Consider the following 23,561-nt stretch of genomic DNA (forward strand, 5'->3'; position numbering starts at 1 on the left):
CTCGTCCTCTTCCTGATTCGATTCTTTGAGCTTGTTGCATTCCGGTCCCTTGCCTTCCTAAAAACCCAGGTTGATGGCTGCAAGCCCGGGAAAAACGGCAAAGACCACGGTCAGGGGCAGCACGCCGAAAACAAGCGGCACCATCATCGCGATCTCCTTTTTGCCGGCAGCTTCCATGAGGTCCCGCTTGGCTGTATCCCGCACGTCCTGGGCCTGGGCACGAAGCACATCCGCGAGCGGTGTGCCTCGCTCAACTGCCACGATGACGCCGTCAACGAACCTGACCAGTGGCGCCAGATCCGTCCTGCCGGAAAATTCCTGCAGTGCCGTCACCAACGGCTTGCCGGCCCGGGTTTCGGCAAGAATGTTGGAGAACTCCTTGGACAGTTCCCCCTTGGCACTGCGGCAGACCCTCTCGAGCGCTCCGGTTGCGCTCTCCCCTGCGCTGACGGCGAGCGCCATCAGTTCGGCGAGACTCGGGAACTCCGCCATCATTCGTGCTTCCCGCCGACGGACCTGGGCGCCCAGCCAATAGTCACGGAGCATGAAGCCGCCCACGGCGCTGCCCAGGATTGCCACAGCCGCGAACAAGGGGCTGAACCTCCCTGCTGCTGCTCCTATGAGGATGATGCCAAGGGAGGCCACGAAGCCGGCAACAGCCCACAGGAGCTGCTCTGCACGGAAGTCGATGGAAGACTTGTTGATTCCTGCCTGTGCCAAGCGTCGGGCGGTGGCTCCCGGTGAGGGGTTCAGCCTTCCCAGCGCGGCCATGCCGTCACGGAAGACCGGGCGGAGTATCCTTTCGAGCGGCCCGAAGGGCGTCAGGTTATGCTCTGCGGAGTTCAGGAGCCGTGATTCGAGGTTCTGGGACTTCAGCTGCGGCTCGATGCGTTCCGTCAGGGTGGTGGCACGCATGAGCGGGGATCTGAAGACGACGAGCCATAGGCCGATGCCCAGTACAGCCCCACATACAACTGCCGCTGGCGAAATTTCGATCATCTCAACACCCGCTCATCCTGCGGCAGGGCGCCGATCCTTAGCATGATGGAATAGCAGACCAGCGAAACCACGAGTCCTCCGAGCAGGACTGCCGCGCCTATAGCCGTGTTGTACGCCTGTACTGCTTCCGGCCGTGTTGCCAGGAGGATCATGACGATCCACGGGGCGGCGACAGCAAGGCGCGCAGCATTGACGGTCCAGGACTGCCTCGCCTCCAATTCGCTGCGGGTGCGGGCGCTTTCACGAAGGAATTCAGCCAGCGTACCGAGCAGCTTCCCCAGATCGGAGCCGCCGACCTCCCGGGTGAGGCGCAGGGCCTCGACAATGCGATCAGCGACAGGGTCCGCGAGCCGGTGCTTGAGCTTGTTGAGCGACGCATCGAACTGGCCTCCCGCGCGATAGTCGGCGCCGAATTCCCGAAAGACGTGCCGCAGCTCTTCGGGGCCCTTGTCTCCCAGCTGAATCAGCGCCTCTGGCAGTGGCAGACCGGCGCGTATCGCGGAGCGGAGGTGATCGACGACGTCGGGCCACAGCTGGCGCAAGAGTGCGCTTCTCTTTTTCGCCCTCCAGCGCAGGACGCTGACGGGGAGCCATGCTGCGAACAGCGCGAAGCAGCCGGCAATGGGCCAGGAACGGCTGACGGCGTAGAACACCAAGGCCGTGAAGAGCCCCACGCCCATGCACGTACCCAACAACCCACCTGGAGATACTTTGTCCACGCCTGCAGAGGCGAGAAGATCGGCCAGGCGGCTGGCCTTCCGCACCCGCGGACCTTGTTCCGGAGACTCCCAGCAGGACCACCAGATGAGAAAGAGACCCGTCCCTGCCGTTACCCCCAGCAATGCTGACGTCATCGCGGATCCAGCAACGCCGCGACGTCGTAGCCTGCCCGGTTGAACTTTTCAACGGCAGGCATCGAGTTGGCCCTGGCCTGCAGGGCGCCGTCCACCATGGAGAACACCGGGGAGGATTCGATGATGCCGTTTTCCACCCGGCGGCCCAAGGACAGGATCTCGGTGACCTCCCTCCGTCCGTTGGCGTGCCGGCTGCAGTGCACCACCAGGTCGATGCAGGATGCGACTGTGGGGACAACGAAGGCGCTTGAGATATTTTCACCCGCGAGCAGGGGCAGGGTGCAGATCTTGGTGACTGCGTCGTGTGCTGAATTTGCATGGACGGTGCACATGCCCGGAAGGCCACTGTTCAAGGCAATGAGCATATCCAGGCTCTCCGCCTCACGGACCTCGCCCACCACCAGCCGGTCGGGCCGCATGCGAAGTGCTTCCTTCACCAACCGGCGAAGCGGAATCTCACCTTCGCCCTCAAGGTTCGGCTGCCTGCATTGGAGGCCGACGACGTCGCGCAGGGGAAACTGCAGCTCGAAGATCTCTTCAACGGTGATCACGCGTTCCCGGCTGCCGATGCTCGCTGCCAGGCAGTTCAGCATCGTGGTCTTGCCGGCTTGGGTAGCGCCCGAGACCAGGATGTTGAGGCCGCTTGATACTGCCGCGCCAAGAAAACGGGCTGACTGCGGCGTCAGTGTGCCAAGCTCAACGAGATGCTCAAGGCGGCTGGCCTTCACCACGAACTTCCTGATGTTGACTGCCCAGTGCTTGCGGGTCACATCCGGAATGACAACGTGGAGCCTGGAGCCATCGGGAAGTGCTGCATCCACAAACGGCGACGACATGTCCAGGCGGCGGCCTGAGCTCTTGAGCATCCTCTCAACCAGGTCCCGAACCTGCTGCTCGGTGAGGCTCAGGGAGGTAAGTTCCGATTCGCCGTTGCGGGCCACAAAGATTTCATTGGGCGCGTTGAGCCAAATCTCCTCAATTGAGGGATCGTCGAGCAGTGGTTGAAGCACGCCGAAGCCCGCAACGGCATCGAAGAGGAACCTGCGCGCTGCGTCCAGCGGACCTATGGGAGGAAGGGGTCCCATGAGCGCTCGTTCGTCGTAGTCCGTGACCGCTGCTTCAACAAGCCGGCGCACCTCACCAGCCTGGTGCAGCGGATCCAGCCCTCGACGACGGATCAGCTCGCGGACCTCGTCCTCGACAATTCCCAGAGCGTCCATATGTTCCCCAATACAACTGCCGCCCCCGGCGGAGGCAGTGCAACTGGGATAAAGACTAGGCACCGTACAACACGCTGCCAAGTCATAAGTATTGTCTGTGGATAAGCGCAAGATAGCCACAGGATCCACACATGCACCATCAGCACCACTGTTTCCACCAGCAACACGGTGCTATGGTGAGCGCGTTAAGTGTCAAAATCCCTGTCCGTCCGGTTCCTGGGGAACCGGCCGGAACAGCAACCCAGATGAGGGCTCGTGGGAGCGCCTCATTGTCTCCGGAGCCAATATGAAACGGAACCTGTCTCAGTCCCGTCGCCCCGTCAGGAAGTCCCTTGGGATAATTTTCCTGGCCGCTTCCCTGGTGGCCGGCCCAGGCCTGGCGAGTATTGCCTCCGCCGTTGAGCCTGCTCCGACGCCGACAAGTGATCCGTCGCAACCTGTGTCACCTTCTCCGTCGGTCTCGACGCCGACCCCTTCTCCGGAAGAATCAGCACCCGCGGCCACCCCCTCCGCTCCGCCAACTGCAGAGGCTACGCAGACAATGGCCGAAGCGGTCGGCGTCGGCGGAGCTGAGATGGGACAGCGGTCCGCCCGCGTCACAGCCTCGGCTCCCTCGGACTCCTTCAGGCGGCTGAGCACGGAGCCGCTGTCCACCCAAGGCACCTGGATGCCCACTTTTGGCATCCAGGGACTGGACGTGAGCGGCCACCAACCGAGCGTGGACTGGCAGCAGCAATGGAATATGGGCGCTCGTTTTGCCTACGTAAAGGCCACTGAAGGCAACTACTACACGAACCCGTCCTACGGCTCCCAGTACCAAGGGTCCCGCAACGTTGGAATGATCCGGGGGGCCTACCACTTCGCCATACCCAACTGGTCTTCCGGAGCGGACCAGGCGCGCTACTTCGTGCAAAACGGCGGGGGCTGGTCCGCCGACGGGTACACCATGCCGCCCGTCCTGGACTTCGAATTCAACCCCTACGAGGGCCGCACCATCAACGGGTTCTACTTCGGCAACACCTGCTACAACATGGCGCCAGCCCAGCTGCAGTCCTGGGTTCGGGATTTTGGCAACACTATGCAGGCACTGACCGGCAGGCTCCCGGTCATCTACACCAATACAAGTTGGTGGAACCAGTGCCTTGGCAATCCCGCCGGCTTCGGTGATTACCCGCTTTGGGTTGCGGCCTACCCGAGCTCCCCCACCAATAATGCTGGTCCGGTACCGACCGCGAGCTGGAGCACTTACAGCATGTGGCAGTACAGCAGCACCGGCCCCTTCGCCGGCGACTCCAATGTCTGGAACGGGGACTACTCCCAGCTGAAGACCTTTGCCTCAAGCGGGGCTGTTCGGTCGATTCTAAAAATCTCGGCCGTTGGGGATGCCAACAGCGATGGTAGGTCGGACCTGGTCGTTCGCCGGCCTGACGGATCCTTTTTGCTTCACCGTGGAACAGGCAATGGCAGCTACCTGGCGGGCCAGCTCATCGGCACCGGATGGAACATCTACGACGCAACTGTTGGGGTGGGTGACTCAAACACAGACGGTAAGCCTGATCTCATCGCCCGCCGGCCCGATGGAACCCTTTGGTTCTATGCGGGCGACGGGGCCGGTAACTACAAACCTGCCCGTCAGATAGGTACCGGATGGCAAATTTTCGACACCATTCAGGGCGCAGGCGATACAACCGGCGACGGCATTTCTGACATCATTGCCCGACAGCCGGACGGCGCTCTCTGGGCCTATGCCGGTGACGGCACCGGAGGATACCGAATAGGACAGAAGATCGGCACCGGCTGGCAAATCTATGACCAGCTCAGCAAAGGCGACGACCTGAATCGCGACGGAAAGCCCGACCTCGTGGCCCGCCGCCCAGACGGAACACTCTGGTTCTACGCCGGCAACGGCACCACCACGTATCAAAACGCCCGGCAAATAGGCTCCGGGTGGGAGATATACGATCACATACTCGGCGCTGGCGACAACAATAACGACGGCAAATCTGACATCGTAGCCCACCGCCCCGACGGAAGCATCTGGTTCTACGCCGGCGACGGCATGAGCAAGCCAACCGACGGATACCAGCCTGCCGCGAACGTCGGATCAGGGTGGGACAACCGTGAGCGCCTCTCGGCCGTTGGGGATGCCAACAGCGATGGTAGGTCGGACCTGGTCGCTCGCCGGCCTGACGGATCCTTTTTGCTTCACCGTGGAACAGGCAATGGCAGCTACCTGGCGGGCCAGCTCATCGGCACCGGATGGAACATCTACGACGCAACTGTTGGGGTGGGTGACTCAAACACAGACGGTAAGCCTGATCTCATCGCCCGCCGGCCCGATGGAACCCTTTGGTTCTATGCGGGCGACGGGGCCGGTAACTACAAACCTGCCCGTCAGATAGGTACCGGATGGCAAATTTTCGACACCATTCAGGGCGCAGGCGATACAACCGGCGACGGCATTTCTGACATCATTGCCCGACAGCCGGACGGCGCTCTCTGGGCCTATGCCGGTGACGGCACCGGAGGATACCGAATAGGACAGAAGATCGGCACCGGCTGGCAAATCTATGACCAGCTCAGCAAAGGCGACGACCTGAATCGCGACGGAAAGCCCGACCTCGTGGCCCGCCGCCCAGACGGAACACTCTGGTTCTACGCCGGCAACGGCACCACCACGTATCAAAACGCCCGGCAAATAGGCTCCGGGTGGGAGATATACGATCACATACTCGGCGCTGGCGACAACAATAACGACGGCAAATCTGACATCGTAGCCCACCGCCCCGACGGAAGCATCTGGTTCTACGCCGGCGACGGCATGAGCAAGCCAACCGACGGATACCTACTGGCTGTCCCCGTAGGGAGCCTCTAGCGGGACGGCCAGCACCTCCCAACGGAACGGACTTTCGTTGGGAGGTGCTGCGCTTATTACTCCACAGATTGGACCCCACCCAAGTAGTCAAACTGTCGCAGTACTGCTGAACCAGGGTTCAGCCGAATCCGCCAGAGGCATTGCGATTTCCAAGTGACTTATCGCCCCTACTGCGGCCAGGAACTCTCCAAATTCGGGTTGTGGCAGGCCGTCACGGCGAACAACTTTCAACCAGGGCGCTCACGGTTCCAATTAGCAGCTGGCCATGACCAATCTCACTGCGCCGGTGAAAAGAAAAAGCCCCACAGATAAGCATTTTCTGGTTTCACGACAGCGGACCCGGGGTGGAATGGATAGCCTGAGATTCACATCGTGGCCAGCACGTCACGGCGGCTTGAGAATGCAGCGACACGTGATCCCGAGGGCACATCCAGACCCCATTGAGCCAGCTTGGCAATAAGCTTGTCCGTAGTTGCCTGCACTGCCTGGCCGGTCCACCATGCTTTGATCTTTTATCAAGTCAGGATCTACGAGCCTTGATCTGGCCAAGCGGAAATTCTTGTGCGATGGGTGCCCCTGCCCGCGCAAGACCTTCACCGAGGAAACAGCCCAAGTCCCTCACCGGGCACGGACCACCCGCCGCCTCAGGCTCTGGATTCCGCGGCCTGACGCTGCCCGATCTCGCTGCCATGGCACCGCGGATGCCCGGCTCGATGAACAAGGCTCCCGGTCCGTGCTGTTCTTCCGCGACCCACCACTAACGTTTGGACGCGCTACGGACCGTGGATTATCGCCATTATGGACGTGGACTCCGGCCAGATTCCGGGGATAGCGGACGGCCGTACAGCGAGAATGTCAGGGCATTGGATTACTGCAGCGGGGCTACGACTCCTTCATCATCCTGCTCGCAGTCTGATGCGTTAGGTTTGAATATCCAATGCTTGTATAACAAAAAGTTCCACGCCGTCGTCATTATCGTAGAAACAACCTTGCCTACCTGGTAGCCCGCACCGAGCCAGTCGAAAACGTTGACTATGACATCAATTGCTAACGTATTGAACACGACAAGAAGGCAATATTTGATGAAACTGACGCTCTTGCCGTTATCGGCACGGAAAGTAAAGATCCGCTGCAGGGCATAATTAAAGCCAAGGCTAACGAGGAAGGCAATAGGAGTCGCGAATACAAGATCAACGGAAAATGCCTCGTGCAGAAGCATAAGCAGTCCGAGGTCGATGGCGAACGAAACTCCGCCGACCATAATGAATCGCGCGATCTCGTTATCGAGCACAATCTTGGAATGCCGTTTCAGCACTTATCCTCTTATTTCAAGTTGGACGGCGCCGGTTTGGCACACGTTGGGCGTAAGGAACCATCACAGTCAAAGGTCGGCGGCCCCCGGCAAATGCTCTGCTACTTCGGGGACCGATCAACTGGTGGGCCGTTCGCGCCACTATGGCTTCGCTATAGGCTAGCATACTAGGGTTGTCGGAAGGCTAGGCCGCTTCTCGTGGCTACATCGCGACAGCGTGAGCCACTGACGCCCAGTCTCGACTCCCTAGGACCAACCTTTGACAGCCACAGCGTTACCAGTACCAGAGCTTGCCGTTCGAAGAAAGTCGTTCTTTTCCCAATTAGGGAAGAAGGACAACCCGCTTCGAATCGCGGTCATAATTCTCTATATCACTGTTGTAGTTTTGGGCGCTACCACTTCATCTATCGGGATGCCGACGCTCAGGGAGAATCCAGCTGAGCCATTGGGGCTTCAACTAGGTGATGCGTCTCCAATTCGGTCAGATGAGTACAACGCCTTTTCGCCCATTGTGCTTTCTATTATGGCGACAGGGGCTGCACCGACGACAAGCGTCTTGGCGGCTCCAGCAGACTTAACTCACCGCTATTCTTCGGGTGGATTTTTCGAGACGTTTGTATTTTTCGATTCGTCTTTGCTTTATACCGCCTCTTTTTTGCCAGACGCAATGGTTTTTGCGGCCCACTGGTGGCTGCCGGCGTTACTTCTGTTCCTTTTCCTGCCAACATGGTTTGAGCAAGTCGGCTCCAGCCGTCGCTGGGGATGGATGGCAGCTTTCCTGATAGCGCTATCGCCGGCCGCCTCGTGGTGGACCATGATGCCGATCCAGTTGATCGCCTACACGATTGCTGGATCCAGCCTCGTTCTGTCTGCGTATCGGAGATTCACAGCAAATCAACGAGTTGTACCTGTCATGCAATCTCTCGCAGCTGGAATATTGATCGCAGGACTGCCGAGCTTCTACATCCCTTGGTCGCTCGTTCTAGGCCTGCCCATCCTGGTCGCGTCAGTCGCTTGGATTCTTGCTCACCAGGGACAGTGGAAGCCGAAGCTGCTGGCTTTGGGCTGCGCAGGCTTTACCGCGATGCTTTTTGCAGCCGGGATGCTGTGGGAGAACCGCCAGGGCATCAACGCCTTGCTGCAGACGGTCTACCCAGGCTCCAGGAGGTCGACAGGAACAGCCCAGTCTCTTGCCTTGCTGTTCGGGGCGCCTGGTTTGGCTCCGATGCAAGACATGCTTCCCGTTGGCATTAATCAGAGCGAGCTATCTACGGCCTTCACCATAACTTTTGTATGGGCGCTGTTATTGGTATTGAATCTAAATTGGGTCGGACAGCTTCGTGAAAACGTCGCTATTATCGTCATTGGGTGTTTTGGCCTTCTTTGGCTCCTCTGGTGCACCGTAAATTTCGGTGAAAGAGGTTCTTCCATACCGCTTCTGAATTATGTACAGCCTGCGCGAGCCGCCCAAGTATGCGGCATCTTAGGTTCCATACTTGTATGTCTTCTGTTGGCTCGGTTGCCATCACGCAAAGTAGCTTGGAAGCTTCCCCTGATAGCTGCTGGAACCTGCACCCTTGTCACGGCATATGCCGTCTCTTCGCTTCAGTTGTCCTACCTCCCCGAGATGGCAAGGTCGTCGATTGCCGCCGCGGCCTTTGCCGTCGGCTTATGCGTTTTCTGCGCCACTAAATTTGCTTCCAGGGTGTGGCCCATAGTACTGATAGCTGGACTGGCCGCAATTCCGGTATTTAGCGCCAATCCCTTGCTTTTCGGACTTGGTGATTTGAGGAGTTCAGAAACTGCCAAGTATCTTTCAGTCGAGGGCAAACGGGCAGCTGAAACCAATGGTGTGTGGGCCTCGGACTTCGGCGCGTTCGACACCGTAATGCTGGCTAACGGGGTCCCCTCGCTGAGTGGACTGCAGCGTTCAGGCCCCGACACCGACCAATGGAAGAAGTTGGATCCTGGCACCGGCCACGCAAATGAGTGGAACCGTGGAGGCGGATTTATCCATTTCCAGTGGACAGCAGGGGAACCTTTGACCTTTGAAGCTCCTGTGCCTGATACCACTGTTGTTCGCATCGACCCTTGTGACCTGAAACTCCGCTGGCCAAGCCTTCACGCAATATCTTCCTCGCAAAGTCTCGATGCAGGATGCCTTATTCCCGAGCGGACGTTGACATGGTCCGGCAAGGAATTCTTCGTATACAAATTCCGCTAGGTCGGTGGCAGCAACCCCTTACATTTGCTGCAGTTCCGGCAGCCCTTCTAGAATGGCGGCCGTGCTGGCGCCATGAAAGCTAGCCCACAACCTGCCAGCGCGTTGCCAGCCCGACCCAAGGAAGCAAGCTTGATTTCAGTAGAAGCACCCCCACCCGAGGCAACCCGAAGGACAGCAACGCTTCTCGCTTATGCGGGCCGGAACGATAACGCACTACGCATAGCGGTCGTTATCCTCTACGTGATCGTTGTACTCCTGGGGGCTACTACGTCCTCCATTGGAATCCCAACCCTTCGTCAGGATCCTGCCCACCCGCTCGGCCTGCAGATAGGAGCTTCTTCCCCTATCCGATCTGACGAGTACAACGCCTTCTCGGCCATAGTCCTGTCGATCATGGCTACGGGAGGAGCGCCAACGACGAGTGTCCTGGCTGCGCCCGCGGGCCTTGCCCACCGCTACCCTTCCGGTGGGTTTTTCGAGACTTTTGTGTACTTCGACTCGACTCTACTGCGCACCGCCACCTTCTTGCCCGACACGATGGTTTTTGCAGCACACTGGTGGCTTCCCGCGCTCCTTCTCTTCCTGTTTCTGCCGAAATGGTTTTCACAGGTCGGTTCTGCGCGTCGATGGGGCTGGATGGCAGCCTTCCTTATTGCATTATCACCGGCCGCTTCCTGGTGGACCATGATGCCGATCCAGCTGATTGCTTACACAATTGCCGGCTCGAGCCTGATCTTGTCCGCCCACAAGAGATTCGCTGAGGGTCAACGCGCTGTGCCTGCCCTGCAATGCCTGGTGGCTGGCATCTTGATAGCAGGACTCCCAAGTTTTTACATCCCTTGGTCTCTGGTCCTCGGCTTGCCCATCCTAACGGCGACTGTGGGCTGGATCATAGCCTTCCGAGGGCGCTGGAGACCGAAGCTATTGTCGGTGGGCTCCGCGGGGCTCGTAGCCTTGGTCTTCGGGCTGGGAACCTTATGGGAGAACCGGGCGGGGATCTCAGCTCTGTTGGACACCGTCTACCCAGGGTCGCGGAGATCCTCGGGAGCCGCACAACCATTGGCGATGCTCTTCGGCGCACCAGCTTTGGGTCCGATGCAAGACATGACGCCGGTGGGTATAAACGAGAGTGAACTTTCCACCGCTTTCACCATAACGTTTGTATGGGCTGCCCTACTTATCGTGTTCATCAGGAATCTGGGCTCACCTCGTGACAACGTGGTCATCCTCACTGTGGGCACTTTCGCTGTTCTATGGCTCACGTGGTGCACCGTCAACTTCGGCGAACGGGGATCCTCGATCCCGCTCCTGAACTATGTCCAACCCATCAGGGCGGCCCAAGTCTGTGGCATCTTGGCCTCAGTATTGGTCTGCCTTCTCTTGGATCGGTTGCCCAAGAAAGTAGGCTGGAGGGCGCCAACTGTCGCAGCAGCCTGCTGCGCTTTGGTGACGGCGTACGCGGCGTCCTTGCTCCAACAGTCTTATCTGCCCTTCATGACCCGTCCGTTGATTTTCGCCGCTGCCTTCACTGTCGGGGTGTGCGTATTCGTCACCACAAAATATGCGTCCAAAGTATGGCCGATAGTTCTTACATCGGCGGTAGCAGTGGTTCCTATTATTGGTGCCAATCCGCTGATATTTGGTCTCGGTGACCTCAGGGATTCGGAAACGGCCACGTACTTGCGGAATGAAGGCCGGAAAGCCGCCGCATCGAACGGTGTCTGGGCATCAGACTTCAGCCCTTTCGACACCGTCATGACTGCAAACGGAGTGCCAGCCCTCAGCGGTTTGCAGCGCTCAGGACCTAACTCCGAGGCGTGGAAGAACCTGGATCCGGAAGCCAAGTACACGAATGCATGGAACCGCGGCGGCGGATTCATCTTTTTTGAATGGACGGTAGGGCAGCCACTGGACATCGGAACACTTTCGTATACGGCTGATGTAACGATGGTGCGCGTGGACCCATGTGTGCTCAAGGATCGCTGGCCAAGTCTTCAGGGAATATCGTCATCGCGAAGCCTCGATGCCCCATGCTTGGTGCCCGAGCGCACACTCGCATGGGCCGGCAGGGAATTCTTTGTCTACAAGTTCCGGTAGAACGCTCTGGCCTGCCGTGCACTGGTACCAAGTGCAAGGCAGGCCACCATAAAAGAGAGAAAGAGTTGCTCTCGTTTCCACAGCGAACAGGCTGCAATCAGCTAGGACACGCGGACTCAACCACGAAGGATAGAATGCAGGTCCTCGCATCGCTCTCCCACAAGCAATCGATTTCTAGATCGGAGAACTGAATTTGGCTTCCAAAGCCGTTCCTGCTTTGGTGCGACGTTTTGGCGGCTTCGCAACATCCTTGGTCTTCTCAACCGGAATCAACCTACTCGCCATCCCGTTTGTCATTTCGACCCTGGGTAAAGAGACTTGGGGCGAGCTGGCCTTGGCACAGGCAACAGCTGCAATCTTCGGGATTGTAGTCGCATTCGGCTGGGGCACCGTGGGGGCTGCATTGGTTGCCTCACTTCCACCGCACGAACGTGCCCAGATGTTCCTCGACTCCTTGGTCAGCCGGACGTACCTCTTCTTCCTTGCTGCACCCCTAATGTTTGTTACGGTGCTGCTGCTGGCGAAAGTTGAACCTCTAGTCGCCGCGCTGGCGTCTGTAGGCTATGTACTTCCATTCGCGGGTGCCTCATGGTTCTTCATCGGCCAGGCGAAACCGTGGAAACTGTTCCTCCTGGACGTCCTCCCTCAGGGTATGGGACTTGTGATAGGCGTCGTAATGATCCAGTTCTTTCCCCAGCCCCTCGTCTTTGTCCTGTCCTTGCTGGTTTTCAACCTAGTGGCGGTCGTCTTGGGCGGGATCGGGGCATTGACAGGAGCCGCGCAACCGCCGAAGGCCGACTTCCGTTTCTTCCCCGCCATGAAGCGTCTCAGGGATCAGAAACATGGCGTCATTGCTGCCGGAACGGGCAGCCTGAACAGCAATCTGCCCATGCTTGTTGTCAACCAGATCGTTACGGCTGCACTTCCCCAATATGCGTTGGCCGATAAACTCTTCCGTTTTGCGGTCGCAGGATTCGGCCCCATCCTCCAAGTCATCCAAGGGTGGATTCCGGAAGCCGGGCCAAGTCACAGCGCCGTTCGCATACGGAAAGTGGCAAGGCTTACACCCGCCGTTGGACTGCTCGCCGGGATTTTCCTTGCCGTCCTTACGCCCTGGGCCAGCGCGCTTTTTTCAGGCGGCGCCATCAGTATCGATTATTCTCTCAGCATCCCCTTCGGGCTTATTCTTGGCGGGGTGTTGGTCGCCCAAGTCGTTGGCCTCGCCTGTCTCATCCCGCTGGGGAAGGGTGCCGCTTTGGCCAGGTCCACAGCCATCGGGGCAGCTTTTAACATTCCCTTGATGTTCGTTCTTGGTTCCCTTTTCCAAGCTCCCGGCGTTGCTTGGGCCGTCGGCATCGCTGAACTAGTCGTGGCCGGCTATCAACTCGCGGTTGTGCACAGCAGCCTCAAGCACCTTGCGCATGAGAAAGGAGCGGCGCCGCTCGCAGACTGAGCGTTGGTTTCCGGGCCGAGGGAACTGGCCCTTCAATGAGCTACCTCCTGCGGCCCTTGAGGAACATTTCAAACGGCGCCCCGGCTACGAACTCCAAGAAACATGACAAGGCAACGTCTCCGCGCCTCAGTGCCAACACCAGCGCCCTGATGGTTGCTGTCCAGGTATGTCCGCTCTCGAACGGTGCTATGCCTTCATCGAATCCGGGAGCAGCCACCTCAACGCGGGTCCGAAGGGCATCTGCCATTACCTTCCGCCAACCGAAACTTAGCTCGTGTGCCGTCTTCAGCATAGCGAGCGGACCTAAGCTTCCCTGATACTTCCCGGCAAGCTGCCGCAGGTGCTTGAACGATCCAAAGAGGCTTTTCCGTCCACCGACTTCCCCTAAGACGTTTCCTCCGTGTTGCACATAGTCCTGCACGACATTCTCAAGCACCCTCACTCCCCCCGTGGACTTGGCGCACACAGCCAGCCAATGGTCATGCACCTGCGAGATTGTGTTCAGGCGAGGGAAGGGCAGAGCCAGGTCCAGCAGCTCCCGACGGAATAGGCAGAGACTGCCAGTTACCTGATTCTGGGCCAGCAATGCATCCAACGCGACGTTTTTCCGGCGGGTGGAGGATGAAACCACCTCGTTATCGGGAAGACGAACCACGCGTGCTTGCCCCGCGACCAAGCTGGCACCCGCAAGGTACGGGATCATCAGCTCCAGCTTCGAGGGATACCAGGAATCGTCCTGATCAGACAGCGCCACCCATGCGGCCCGTTCCGGAACTTGTTGGACTGCCCTTTCGAAGTTTCCGTAGAAACCCAGCCGGTCATCAAAGCCAACCACGCGGAACCGCTCGTCCCCACCCAGTTCCCTCGAAACGAAGTCGCGGATCTCATGGAACCCGCCGTCTGCAGAGATCAGACATTCAAAGTTAGCGTGTGTTTGGTTTTGGATGGATCGCAGCTGAGCCGCAAACAGTGTCCAGTCCGGCTTGTAGGCAGCAAGGGCGATGATGCCGAATGAACTCTTGTCGTAAGACATGGACCGGTTATTCCGCCATCACACGCTGGCCAAGGTACTCTTCCAGTGCCTCCCGGGCGGGTCTGGGCGCAAATCCCGACTGTTTAATCTTCGTCAGGTCCAGGATGCTGTGCGGCGGCCGGGGTGCAACGTCCTTGCCTTTGAAGTATTCCTCAGTGCTGACGCCGGTGACAGCGGACCGCGGCTCCCCCACGAGTTCGTAGACGTCTCCGGCGATGTCCGCCCAAGACTGGGCGTCGCCGTCGTTGCTGAGGTTGTATGTGCCGTAGTCCACTCCGGATTCCAGCAGGTGCCGGATACCTGCTGCGATGTCCGCGGTGAAGCTCAGCCTGCCAATCTGGTCGTTCACCACCGACGGCTTGATGCCCCGAACTGCGAGGGAACCCATGGTGCGGACAAAATTGTTGCCGTCGCCGATAACCCAACTGGTCCTGACAATGTAATGCTTGGGAACAACGCTGACGACGGCGTCTCCCGCTGCCTTTGTCTGGCCGTAAACTCCCAGCGGAGAGAACCCCTCAGACTCGTCATGGGTGTGACGGGCTCCGTCAAAGACGTAGTCTGATGAAATGTGCACCAGTGTCAGGTCGTGCTCGACGGCGGTCCTCGCCAGGAACGACACGGCCTTCACGTTGTTGGCCCAGGCGGCGGCGCGTCCTTCCCGGGTTTCTGCTGCATCGACAGCGGTGTAGGCAGCAGCGTTGATGATCGCCGAGTAATTCTTCCAGTTGTAGGCCGCGAAGGCCTCCCGCCTGGTGATGTCGAACTCGCCGCGGCCGACGAATTCGACGGATGCCTCGCCGTCGTACTCTGCTCGCAGCGCCTTGCCAAGCTGGCCGTCCGCACCCACCACGAGGATCTTCCTCGGTGGCATGGGCACCACATCCGCCAGCCGGGGGTGGGCCCGGTCCTTGTCGGAAAGTTCGGCGCGCTCCAAAGGGATGGGCCACCGGACTGCGGCCGACTCATCAGCAAGGTTCAGGAACGTGTATTGGCTCTGCGCATCGGCAGACCAATGGTCATTTACCAGGTACGTGTACGCGGTGTTGTCTTCCAGCGTCTGGAATGCGTTGCCAACACCCCGGGGAATAAAGATTGCCTGGCTGGGATCCAGTTCGGTGGTGAACACCGCACCGAACGTTGGCCCCTCGCGAAGATCAACCCATGCGCCAAAAATTCGTCCCGTTGCAACCGAAACGAACTTATCCCAAGGCTCCGCATGGATTCCGCGCGTGGTTCCTGCCTTCTCATTGAAGGAGATGTTGTTTTGGACAGGTCGGAAATCCGGCAGTCCAAGGGCCACCATCTTTTCCCGCTGCCAATTTTCCTTGAACCAGCCGCGGTTATCACCGTGAACCGGGAGGTCGTAGACGACGACGCCGGGGATGGCCGTTTCGTGCGCCGCCAACTTCTTGGAGAACTCGATGGACATCGTCTATTGGCCCTGTTCCTTGTACTTGGCTTCCGTGGCGGCCTTTTGCGGGCGCCACCAATTTTCGTTGTCCCGGTACCACGCGATGGTGTCCTCGATGCCTTCGTCGAAGTTGGGGAACTGCGGTTCCCAGCCGAGCTCGTTACGGAGTTTGGAGGAATCGATGGCATAGCGGAGGTCGTGGCCCGGCCGGTCCACGACGTGGTCGTAGGCGTCCGGGGACTGTCCCATGTGCTTGAGAATGAGTTCGACAACGTCCTTGTTGTTCTTCTCGCCGTCGGCGCCGATCAGGTAAGTTTCACCGATCTTACCCTTGGCGATGATGGCCAGCACGGCCGAGGAGTGGTCATTGGCATGGATCCAGTCACGGACGTTCTCGCCCTTGCCGTAGAGCTTGGGCCGGATCCCATCGAGCACGTTGGTGATCTGTCGCGGGATGAACTTCTCCACATGCTGGTACGGGCCATAGTTGTTCGAGCAGTTGCTGATGGTGGCCTGCAGCCCAAAGGAACGCACCCAGGCGCGGACCAGCAGGTCCGAGCCGGCTTTCGTGGAGGAGTAAGGGCTGGAGGGGTTGTACGGGGTCTGCTCGGTGAATCGTTCCGGGTCATCGAGTTCCAGGTCGCCGTAGACCTCGTCGGTGGAGATGTGGTGGAAGCGCTTGTTGTGCTTCCGGGCCGCCTCGATCAGCGTGTACGTGCCGATGATGTTCGTGTCCAGGAACGGGCGGGGGTCGTGCAAGGAGTTGTCATTGTGTGACTCGGCAGCGTAGTGGACCACCACGTCGGCGTCGGCCACGAGGCCGTCCACCAGGCCGGCGTCGGCTATGTCACCCTGGACAAACTTGAAGCGGTCCTGCGGCAGGCCCTGCAGGGACTCCAGGTTGCCGGCATAAGTCAGCTTGTCCAGAACAGTGACTTTGTCATCCGTGTTCTCAAGAACGTAGTGGACAAAGTTGGAACCGATGAACCCGGCCCCGCCGGTGACAAGGAAATTTTGCATTATGCCAGCTTACCTAACCTTCTTTGGCGGCCTCTAACCCGCGTCACTACTGACAGCCCTGCGACTCCTCCGGAACGCTTCAAACATAAGCCTCAAAAGCATGATGCGTGCAGCGGCGATCTTCCGCAGGGACCTCCACCCTGCCGGTGTCTGGTTCTCGCCATGGAGCCTCCGGAAGACAGTCGCCCCGTCCAGGTGGGCAACAGAGCGCGCCATATTGCCGCAAATGGCCAACCAGAGGTCATGCGACTCTCGAACAAAGGATGGGATCGGCACCACCAGCCCCATGGCATCCCGTCTAAATCCCATAGCGCAGCCGTAATAAGCCCTGTAGCCGATCAGAATTCCCCAAAGGTTGGCCAGGTTCCTTCCCGAATCCGATGAACGCAGCTTGGGAATCCAGGGGCGGGGGCCGCCGCCCAAAATTTCGAAATTGCTGGCAACTACTTGTGCGGACTCCAAGGCCCCCATCATCACCGCCAGGCGGCCCTCTATCCAGACGTCATCTTGGTCTGACAGAAAGATGAACTGACCACGGCTGAGCTTAATGGCTTCCTCGAAAGTGCGGACGTAACCCCGATTATGCGGTGCCACTACGAGTCGAACCCGCGCGTCCTTCACCCGTCCCACAATGGCGGCAGTTTCGTCAGGTGACGCATCGTCAACAACGATCAGTTCGTCGTCGGGCCCCAGCTCACGGAGAATGGACGCCAACTGCTCCTCAACATATTGGCTTCCGCGGTAGGTTGCCATGCAGACACTGGCCCGGATTTGCAGAGGGCGCCCGGGTGTTGCATCGTTCATATTCTTGGCTCCATTTGAGGTGATGATTGAGTCTGCGTGACGAACCGTGCATCATCCTACGATGTCGATGTCGGACGAAGGACGCTGCCTCCGTGTCGGGCGGTTTGCCTTCGCCTCTGATCCCGTCGCCGCCAGCTCAGACCACCTGCCGTGAAGTGACCCCGTTACTGCACGGATCAGGCCTCCAACCGACTCCACGCGCCCAATGGCCTATGTGGCCCCAGCCCATTGATATATTGGAGCCCTATGAAAACTGATACCTCTGCGCGGGTCCTAGTCATCATGCCTGCTTGGAATGAGGCTGAATCTGTAGGAAATACCGTCCGTGAAGTCCTGTCCGTGGGGATGCCGTACGACGTTTTGGTCGTAAACGATGGCTCAAGTGACGACACCGCCATCCTAGCGGCAGCCGCAGGTGCAACAGTGCTGAACCTCCCCTTCAACCTTGGTGTAGGTGGGGCTATGCGCGCGGGATTCAAGTACGCACAGCGCAGGGGGTACCGGCGAGTTATCCAAGTCGACGCAGACGGGCAACACGACCCTCGGAACATTGAGGAGGTCCTGTCCGGCCTTGACTACGCCGACATATCCATCGGAGCTCGCTTTGCTGACCGGGGTGATTACGAAGTGAAAGGGCCCCGCAAGTGGGCAATGCAGTTTCTTGCGCGAGTGATCTCGGGGCTGGCAAAAACGCGGCTTACGGACGTGACATCAGGTTTCAGGGCGGCCAACGAGCGCGCGATCAGCCAATACCTTGACCACTATCCTGCCGAGTACTTGGGCGACACTATCGACTCGTTGGTCGTCGCCGTCCGGTCTGGTTGCAAGGTAACTCAGATACCGGTGGCAATGCGACCCCGCCAGGGCGGAACGCCAAGCCATGACCCCGTGAAGGCAGCCATCTATCTAGGACGTTCGGTGTTTGCTTTGCTCTTTGCGCTGACACGCAAGCGCTCACTGCTCCAGACATCAGACCAAACCAGTCAGGAGCCGGCAACATGCTGAATGTCGCTGCTTTTTTTCTTGCCCTTGCCATAGTGGGCGTTGTGTTCGAAATGCTTCGACGGAAGAAACTCCGTGAGAAGTATGCAGCGCTCTGGCTCTTCGTCGGCATAGGCACTTTGGTCCTGGCTGCCTTCCCCCGGCTCCTGACGATCGTAACCGAGTTCTCCGGCGTGCAACTCCCCTCCAATCTCTTGTTCATCATCAGTATTCTCTTGCTCCTGGGGGTCTGCCTCCACTTGTCATGGGAGATTTCTGTTGTAGAAGACGAGACCAGAACGCTCGCTGAGGAGGTGGCGATCCTTCGTGCGTTGATCGAAGCGCTGCCGGCACCCGAGAAGCAAGAAGGCACTCACACCAATTCTCCCGGCGCACAGTAGAGACGCGTCACCGAATGGCACTGGATATTTTCATCCCCTACTGGGGTGACCCGAATTATATGAAGCAGGCCGTCGACAGCGTATTAGCCCAGGATAACGACGACTGGTTGCTAACAGTGGTAGACGATGCTTATCCAAATCCTGAAGTGCGACAGTACGTTGAGTCTCTGGGGGACGAACGTATCAGCTATGTGCGGAAGGAAACGAACGAGGGCATCACGGCGAATTTCCGGACATGCATCTCCCTGTCAACCCAAGACATTCTCGTCGTTATGGGCTGTGACGATGTCCTTCTCCCCAACTTCGTAACGGTCATACAGAAAGCCGCGGCCAATCACCCCGAGGCGGCGATCATACAACCGGGCGTCCAGATTATCGACGAAGCCGGACGCCATACCAGGCCCCTTACTGACTTAGTGAAGCAGTACTTAGTGAAGCCTCGAGGACGAGGCGCTCGCCTCGTTGACGGCGAGGACTTGGCCGCAAGCCTCCTTCACGGTGACTGGCTGTATTGGCCTTCCTTGGCTTTCAGGCGGGACAGCATCAGCAGGTTTGATTTCCGCGACGGATTTCCCGTCATCCAGGACCTGGCACTCGTAATGGATATGGTCCTGGATGGCGCGATGCTGCTCATCGAACCTGAGGTGTGTTTCGCGTACAGGCGGCACACCCGAAGCGCCTCCGGGGCGAAACTTCTTGACGGATCGCGGTTTGCGGGCGAGCGCGACTATTTCGCTCTGGCAGCCCGGCTCTGCGACACCAAAGGCTGGCGCAGGGCGGGCAGGGCGGCGAGGCTACGCCTGACGTCCCGGGCTCACGCCCTGCTCTTTATGCCCTATGCCCTCCGTCGGAGGAGAAGCGACACGGTCAAAGGATTGGTAAATCATGCCTTCGGAAAGTGAGGTGCAGTCCGCGGAGCACCGTACTTATCCTGCGTCGTTGTCCCGCGTAGCCTGCGTGGTGACGGCCTTCCACCCCTCACCAGGCCTCATAGGCAACGTCAAAGCCCTGGTGGCCCAGTCCGGAAGGGTCATTGTTGTCGACGACGGAAGCGGTCCAGGTTACGACCACATCTTTGGGCAGGTTGCTGAGACCGGCGCCGAGATTGAACGGTTGGCGACAAATTCTGGCATTGGGGCAGCGCTCAACAGAGGGGTAGAACGGGCACGCCAAACACCGGGCATTGACTATATCGTCACTGTCGACCAAGATTCCACGCTACCGCCAGGCTATGTCCAAGCGCTCCTCGAGGGCGAAGCTGCCGCTCGTTCGCGCGGACTCATCCCTGGACTCATAGGGCCGGCGCGTATACGCGGTAATCCAGTGATGTCCGCAGGAACGCGGAACGGGGTTGTTCTGGGAAAGGAGCCCATCCAGTCGGGGCTGATGATTACCGTGGACGCCTTGGAGCACGTTGGGGCTTTTCAGGAAACACTTTTCATCGACTTAGTGGACACAGAGTTCTACCTTCGTGCAACCGACGCTGGCTGGCCAACCATCCTTGCCGATGCCGAGTTCGATCACTCTCTGGGAACGTTCGTTGACGCACGAGTGCTTGGTAAGCCTGTCAACCTTCCTGCCGGCCCCCTCCGAGTGCGTACAGCCGCAACCTGGCGCTACTACTACATATTCAGAAACAGGATCCTGGTCTCGCGGCAATATGCGAAGCGCCACCCCGTTTGGGTCGCCACTGGTTTGTGGGCAGACGTTCGACATCTTGCTTGGGTCACAGTATTCGCACCCGGACGGATATCGCGACTCTTAGCAGCTTCGGCTGGCGTCCGAGACGGCCTTCTCGGGCGAAGCGGCAAGAAGCCAGGGGTCTGAGCAGATGGAGGCTGCTCGCTTGCGGCACCGGGTTTTGCTGACGAGTGAGCAGTAAGAGAGGATGTAGTCCATGCGTGGAATAATTTTGGCTGGCGGAACCGGATCGCGGCTTCACCCAATCACCCTTGGTATCAGCAAGCAGCTCGTTCCCGTCTACGACAAGCCGATGATTTATTACCCCCTCTCCACACTGATCCTTGCCGGCATCAGGGACATCCTAATCATCACGACACCTCACGACGCAGATCAGTTTCAGCGACTGCTGGGCGATGGCTCCCAGTTCGGCATTAATCTGACCTACGTCCAGCAGCCCTCCCCCGATGGTCTGGCGCAGGCATTCATCCTGGGCGCCGACCACATAGGGGATGACACGGTGGCCCTTGTCCTCGGCGACAACATTTTCTATGGCCAGGGTATGGGCACCCAGCTGCGGCGTCACGCAACGATCGACGGCGGAGCAGTCTTTGGCTACTGGGTAAAGGATCCCAAGGCCTACGGAGTTGTGGAATTCGACGACGACGGAAAAGCGCTTTCACTGGAAGAGAAGCCCGAAAAGCCGCGGAGTCACTACGCGGTTCCCGGACTGTACTTTTACGACAACGATGTCATTGAGATTGCAAAGAACCTTGAACCCTCTGCCCGCGGCGAGCTCGAGATCACAGACGTCAACCGTACATATCTTGAACGGGGCAAGCTCCAGGTAGAGATCCTGCCCCGCGGTACGGCTTGGCTGGACACCGGGACCTTCAACGACCTCAGCGACGCATCGAACTTCATTCGCACTGTAGAGAACCGCCAAGGACTCAAAATCGGTGCTCCCGAAGAAATCGCCTGGCGCCAGGGCTTTCTGACCGATGACGAACTTCGGGACCGTGCCGAGCCCCTCGTCAAGAGCGGTTATGGCAGCTATCTCCTGGAACTTTTGGAGGGCTAGGGCCCACGGCGTGAGCCGCACCCACCGCCTATCTGCTGTCTTTCCGTGGAGTACTAATGAGTTGGTTTTCCGTCATTCCCATGGCTGCCGTATGTATAGCCCTGCTGTTTCTGCCCGGAACTCTCATCGTCCTGGCCCTGGGGCTTCGTAACCCAGCTTTTGTTGCTGTTGCTCCACTTTTGACAGTAAGCATTGTGGCTGTCTCCGCAATGGTGGCACCATACGCGGGGGTGAACTGGTCCCTCCTCCCAGTACTGGTCGCATCATTTTCCATAGCCGCTGTCCTTTTCGCCGCAAGGAAAATCTTCAAACTACGGCAACCACGCCTGCCATGGCGGGCGGTCGCCGGAACGTCAAGACAGATGCCGGTCCTGGCAGGAGCGGGCTTTGTTATCGGCGCAGCGTCCATAGCTCTGCAATTGCGTGCGGCCTTCGGCCGTCCAGAAAACATCTCCCAGACCTTCGACAACGTTTTCCACCTGAATGCGATCCGGTATGTGCTGGAGACTGGAAACGCCTCATCGATGACGATTACGGGGATGACTAACGGCGACAATCCACCATACTTTTATCCCGCTGCCTGGCATGGGTTGGCATCGCTCCTTATCCAGGTATCCGGGCTCCCCTTGCCCGTCGCGGTCAACGTCCTCAACCTTTGTGTCGCAGCGACCGTTTGGACCTTGGGCTGCATGTTCCTGGTTCGATCGATCGTGGGCTCAAACCCCTATGCCATCGGTGCGGCAGGTGTTCTGGCCGCAGGATTCGGGTCCTTTCCCATCCTGCTGCTGGATTTCGGAGTCCTTTACCCAAATTTCCTGTCTGTGAGTATGCTCCCGGGGGCGCTGGCTTGCGTGAGCCTGTTTTTCGGTATGAGTACCTTTGCGCACGTTGGCCCCCTAGCCAGATTCACGCTGGCTCCTGTTTTAGCGCTGGGAGTTGCCATCGCCCACCCGAATGGTGTGGTGTCATTGGCAGCCATGTCCGTTCCAGTCCTTATCGCCGCATTTACAGCCTTTGCAGTCAGGCGACGCCGGGCGGGTAAGCCAGCGGCCGCATCATTTCTCGCAGGAGCCGGACTGCTTATCGTCCTGGCCGTAGTTGCTGTCCTTTGGAAGTACGTGCGTCCACCGGCAGCTGCCGCGACCTGGCTGCCTGTGCAGACTCCAGGGCAAGCGGTCGGCGAAGTATTGACCAACTCAGCAATGCAGCGTCCTCCGGCGTGGGCCGTCAGCATCCTGGTTATCGTCGGGTTGGTTTACGTCCTAAAGCGTCCCCTTTCTATGTGGATCTCCGCGTCCTTCCTGATCATCGCAGCGCTCTTTGTCATGGTTTCTGCCGGGCCCGCTGGCCGGATCCGCGACCTTCTGACCGGGGTTTGGTACAACGACAGCTACCGGTTAGCGGCCCTGCTGCCGGTGGCCGCGGTGGCCCTCGCCGCCATTGGTGCTGCCTGGACCATAGAGACGTTGCAGGACCGTATCCGTAGGGTTCCCGACCGGGGGGCGCTGACTTCCAAATTGGGTAAGCCGATGGTTCTGTACAGTGTCGGGCCTGTTGTCATCCTGGCTGTGCTCGGACTCCTTCAGGCGCCACCGATGATTACACCGGTTCGTTCCGCACAAGCGAATTACTCAACTTCGCCTGAGTCCCCACTGGTCAGTTCCGACGAGATGGCTTTGATAAAAGATCTGGATCATTATGTCCCGGCGGAAGCAACGATCGCGGTCAATCCTTGGACAGGGGGTGCGATGGCCTTTGCAATGGCCGACCGCAACACAACGTCCAAACACACACTCACCACGTACACAGAGGCTGCCGAACTTTTGAACGACAAGCTTCGGGAAGCAGCGAGCGACCCGGCCGTCTGCCCTGCCGCACGTGCCAACAATGTGCGTTACGTACTCGATTTTGGAACCCGTGAAGTTCACGGAGGCAACCACGGTTTCCAAGGGCTCCAGATTCCGGACTCAACGCCAGGTTTTGCGTTGCTCGCCCAGCGCGGCGAAGCGAAATTGTTTGAGGTTACCGCCTGCGGGTGAAGCGGTGCCCATCACTCGCCAGGCTGGTGAGGCACTCCCGTGAGTCGGCCCCACTGCGGCCGCCCGGATCGTCA

The 23,561-nt window shown here is 58.9% G+C and carries 18 protein-coding genes; 10 read left to right on the forward strand and 8 right to left on the reverse strand.

Annotated elements, in window-relative coordinates; all coding sequences use genetic code 11:
* Positions 1-57: 57 nt before the first annotated feature.
* From C3B78_RS12885 to C3B78_RS12895, 3 genes are read right to left on the reverse strand one after another with little or no spacing between them, the layout of a single operon-like run.
* Positions 58-999 (reverse strand): type II secretion system F family protein, encoded by a 942-nt coding sequence (locus C3B78_RS12885; RefSeq protein ID WP_104998423.1) that lies wholly within the window; start codon positions 997-999, stop codon positions 58-60.
* On the reverse strand, positions 996-1,853 hold the full coding sequence (locus C3B78_RS12890; protein ID WP_104998424.1) for a type II secretion system F family protein: 858 nt from the start codon (positions 1,851-1,853) through the stop codon (positions 996-998). Before C3B78_RS12890 ends, C3B78_RS12885 begins: the two co-directional genes overlap by 4 nt.
* A complete protein-coding gene (locus tag C3B78_RS12895) occupies positions 1,850-3,073 on the reverse strand; it encodes a CpaF family protein (RefSeq protein ID WP_104998425.1) in 1,224 nt (407 codons plus the stop codon). Before C3B78_RS12895 ends, C3B78_RS12890 begins: the two co-directional genes overlap by 4 nt.
* 667 nt (positions 3,074-3,740) lie before the next feature.
* Between C3B78_RS12895 and C3B78_RS12900 the strand changes: the two genes are divergently transcribed.
* The gene (locus C3B78_RS12900; protein ID WP_442778274.1) at positions 3,741-5,948 is read left to right on the forward strand and encodes a GH25 family lysozyme; all 2,208 of its coding nucleotides are present in this window, start codon (positions 3,741-3,743) and stop codon (positions 5,946-5,948) included.
* Positions 5,949-6,816: 868 nt separating this feature from the next.
* On the opposite strand, the gene C3B78_RS12905 is transcribed toward C3B78_RS12900, so the two are convergent.
* Positions 6,817-7,263, reverse strand: coding sequence for a GtrA family protein (locus C3B78_RS12905; RefSeq protein WP_234005387.1), 447 nt, complete (start codon positions 7,261-7,263; stop codon positions 6,817-6,819).
* A gap of 256 nt (positions 7,264-7,519) precedes the next feature.
* Here C3B78_RS12905 and C3B78_RS19705 point away from each other — a divergent pair, with 256 nt between their 5' ends.
* From C3B78_RS19705 to C3B78_RS12915, 3 genes are all read left to right on the forward strand, one after another.
* Positions 7,520-9,484, forward strand: a complete 1,965-nt coding sequence (locus C3B78_RS19705) for a DUF7657 domain-containing protein (RefSeq protein ID WP_158677244.1) — start codon at positions 7,520-7,522, stop codon at positions 9,482-9,484.
* 72 nt (positions 9,485-9,556) lie between these two features.
* Positions 9,557-11,581, forward strand: a complete 2,025-nt coding sequence (locus C3B78_RS12910; protein ID WP_442778243.1) for a DUF7657 domain-containing protein — start codon at positions 9,557-9,559, stop codon at positions 11,579-11,581.
* A 193-nt stretch (positions 11,582-11,774) separates the two neighbouring features.
* The gene (locus tag C3B78_RS12915; protein ID WP_158677246.1) at positions 11,775-13,034 is read left to right on the forward strand and encodes a lipopolysaccharide biosynthesis protein; all 1,260 of its coding nucleotides are present in this window, start codon (positions 11,775-11,777) and stop codon (positions 13,032-13,034) included.
* 40 nt (positions 13,035-13,074) lie between these two features.
* On the opposite strand, the gene C3B78_RS12920 is transcribed toward C3B78_RS12915, so the two are convergent.
* Genes C3B78_RS12920 through C3B78_RS12935 form a run of 4 tightly spaced genes read right to left on the reverse strand, consistent with a single transcriptional unit; the run spans position 13,075 to position 17,305 of the window.
* On the reverse strand, positions 13,075-14,067 hold the full coding sequence (locus tag C3B78_RS12920; RefSeq protein WP_104998429.1) for a glycosyltransferase: 993 nt from the start codon (positions 14,065-14,067) through the stop codon (positions 13,075-13,077).
* 7 nt (positions 14,068-14,074) lie between these two features.
* The gene (locus C3B78_RS12925; RefSeq protein ID WP_104998430.1) at positions 14,075-15,499 is read right to left on the reverse strand and encodes a sugar nucleotide-binding protein; all 1,425 of its coding nucleotides are present in this window, start codon (positions 15,497-15,499) and stop codon (positions 14,075-14,077) included.
* 3 nt (positions 15,500-15,502) lie between these two features.
* Positions 15,503-16,501 (reverse strand): dTDP-glucose 4,6-dehydratase, encoded by a 999-nt coding sequence (rfbB, locus tag C3B78_RS12930; protein ID WP_104998431.1) that lies wholly within the window; start codon positions 16,499-16,501, stop codon positions 15,503-15,505.
* A gap of 33 nt (positions 16,502-16,534) precedes the next feature.
* Positions 16,535-17,305: a glycosyltransferase gene (locus C3B78_RS12935; protein ID WP_104998432.1), complete on the reverse strand. Its 771-nt coding sequence runs from the start codon at positions 17,303-17,305 to the stop codon at positions 16,535-16,537.
* Positions 17,306-17,551: 246 nt separating this feature from the next.
* Here C3B78_RS12935 and C3B78_RS12940 point away from each other — a divergent pair, with 246 nt between their 5' ends.
* From C3B78_RS12940 to C3B78_RS12965, 6 genes are all read left to right on the forward strand, one after another.
* A complete protein-coding gene (locus C3B78_RS12940) occupies positions 17,552-18,310 on the forward strand; it encodes a glycosyltransferase family 2 protein (RefSeq protein ID WP_199775250.1) in 759 nt (252 codons plus the stop codon).
* Positions 18,304-18,687 (forward strand): DUF2304 domain-containing protein, encoded by a 384-nt coding sequence (locus tag C3B78_RS12945; protein WP_104998433.1) that lies wholly within the window; start codon positions 18,304-18,306, stop codon positions 18,685-18,687. The genes C3B78_RS12940 and C3B78_RS12945 overlap by 7 nt, the downstream gene beginning before the upstream one ends.
* 14 nt (positions 18,688-18,701) lie before the next feature.
* Positions 18,702-19,589, forward strand: a complete 888-nt coding sequence (locus tag C3B78_RS12950) for a glycosyltransferase (protein WP_104998434.1) — start codon at positions 18,702-18,704, stop codon at positions 19,587-19,589.
* 37 nt (positions 19,590-19,626) lie between these two features.
* On the forward strand, positions 19,627-20,514 hold the full coding sequence (locus C3B78_RS12955; RefSeq protein WP_158677247.1) for a glycosyltransferase: 888 nt from the start codon (positions 19,627-19,629) through the stop codon (positions 20,512-20,514).
* A gap of 70 nt (positions 20,515-20,584) precedes the next feature.
* The gene (gene rfbA / locus C3B78_RS12960) at positions 20,585-21,448 is read left to right on the forward strand and encodes a glucose-1-phosphate thymidylyltransferase RfbA (RefSeq protein ID WP_104998436.1); all 864 of its coding nucleotides are present in this window, start codon (positions 20,585-20,587) and stop codon (positions 21,446-21,448) included.
* Between the two features lie 56 nt (positions 21,449-21,504).
* On the forward strand, positions 21,505-23,487 hold the full coding sequence (locus C3B78_RS12965; protein ID WP_104998437.1) for a DUF6541 family protein: 1,983 nt from the start codon (positions 21,505-21,507) through the stop codon (positions 23,485-23,487).
* Positions 23,488-23,561 lie beyond the last annotated feature (74 nt).

The organism is Arthrobacter sp. PGP41 (assembly GCF_002953935.1).
Classification (GTDB): domain Bacteria; phylum Actinomycetota; class Actinomycetes; order Actinomycetales; family Micrococcaceae; genus Arthrobacter.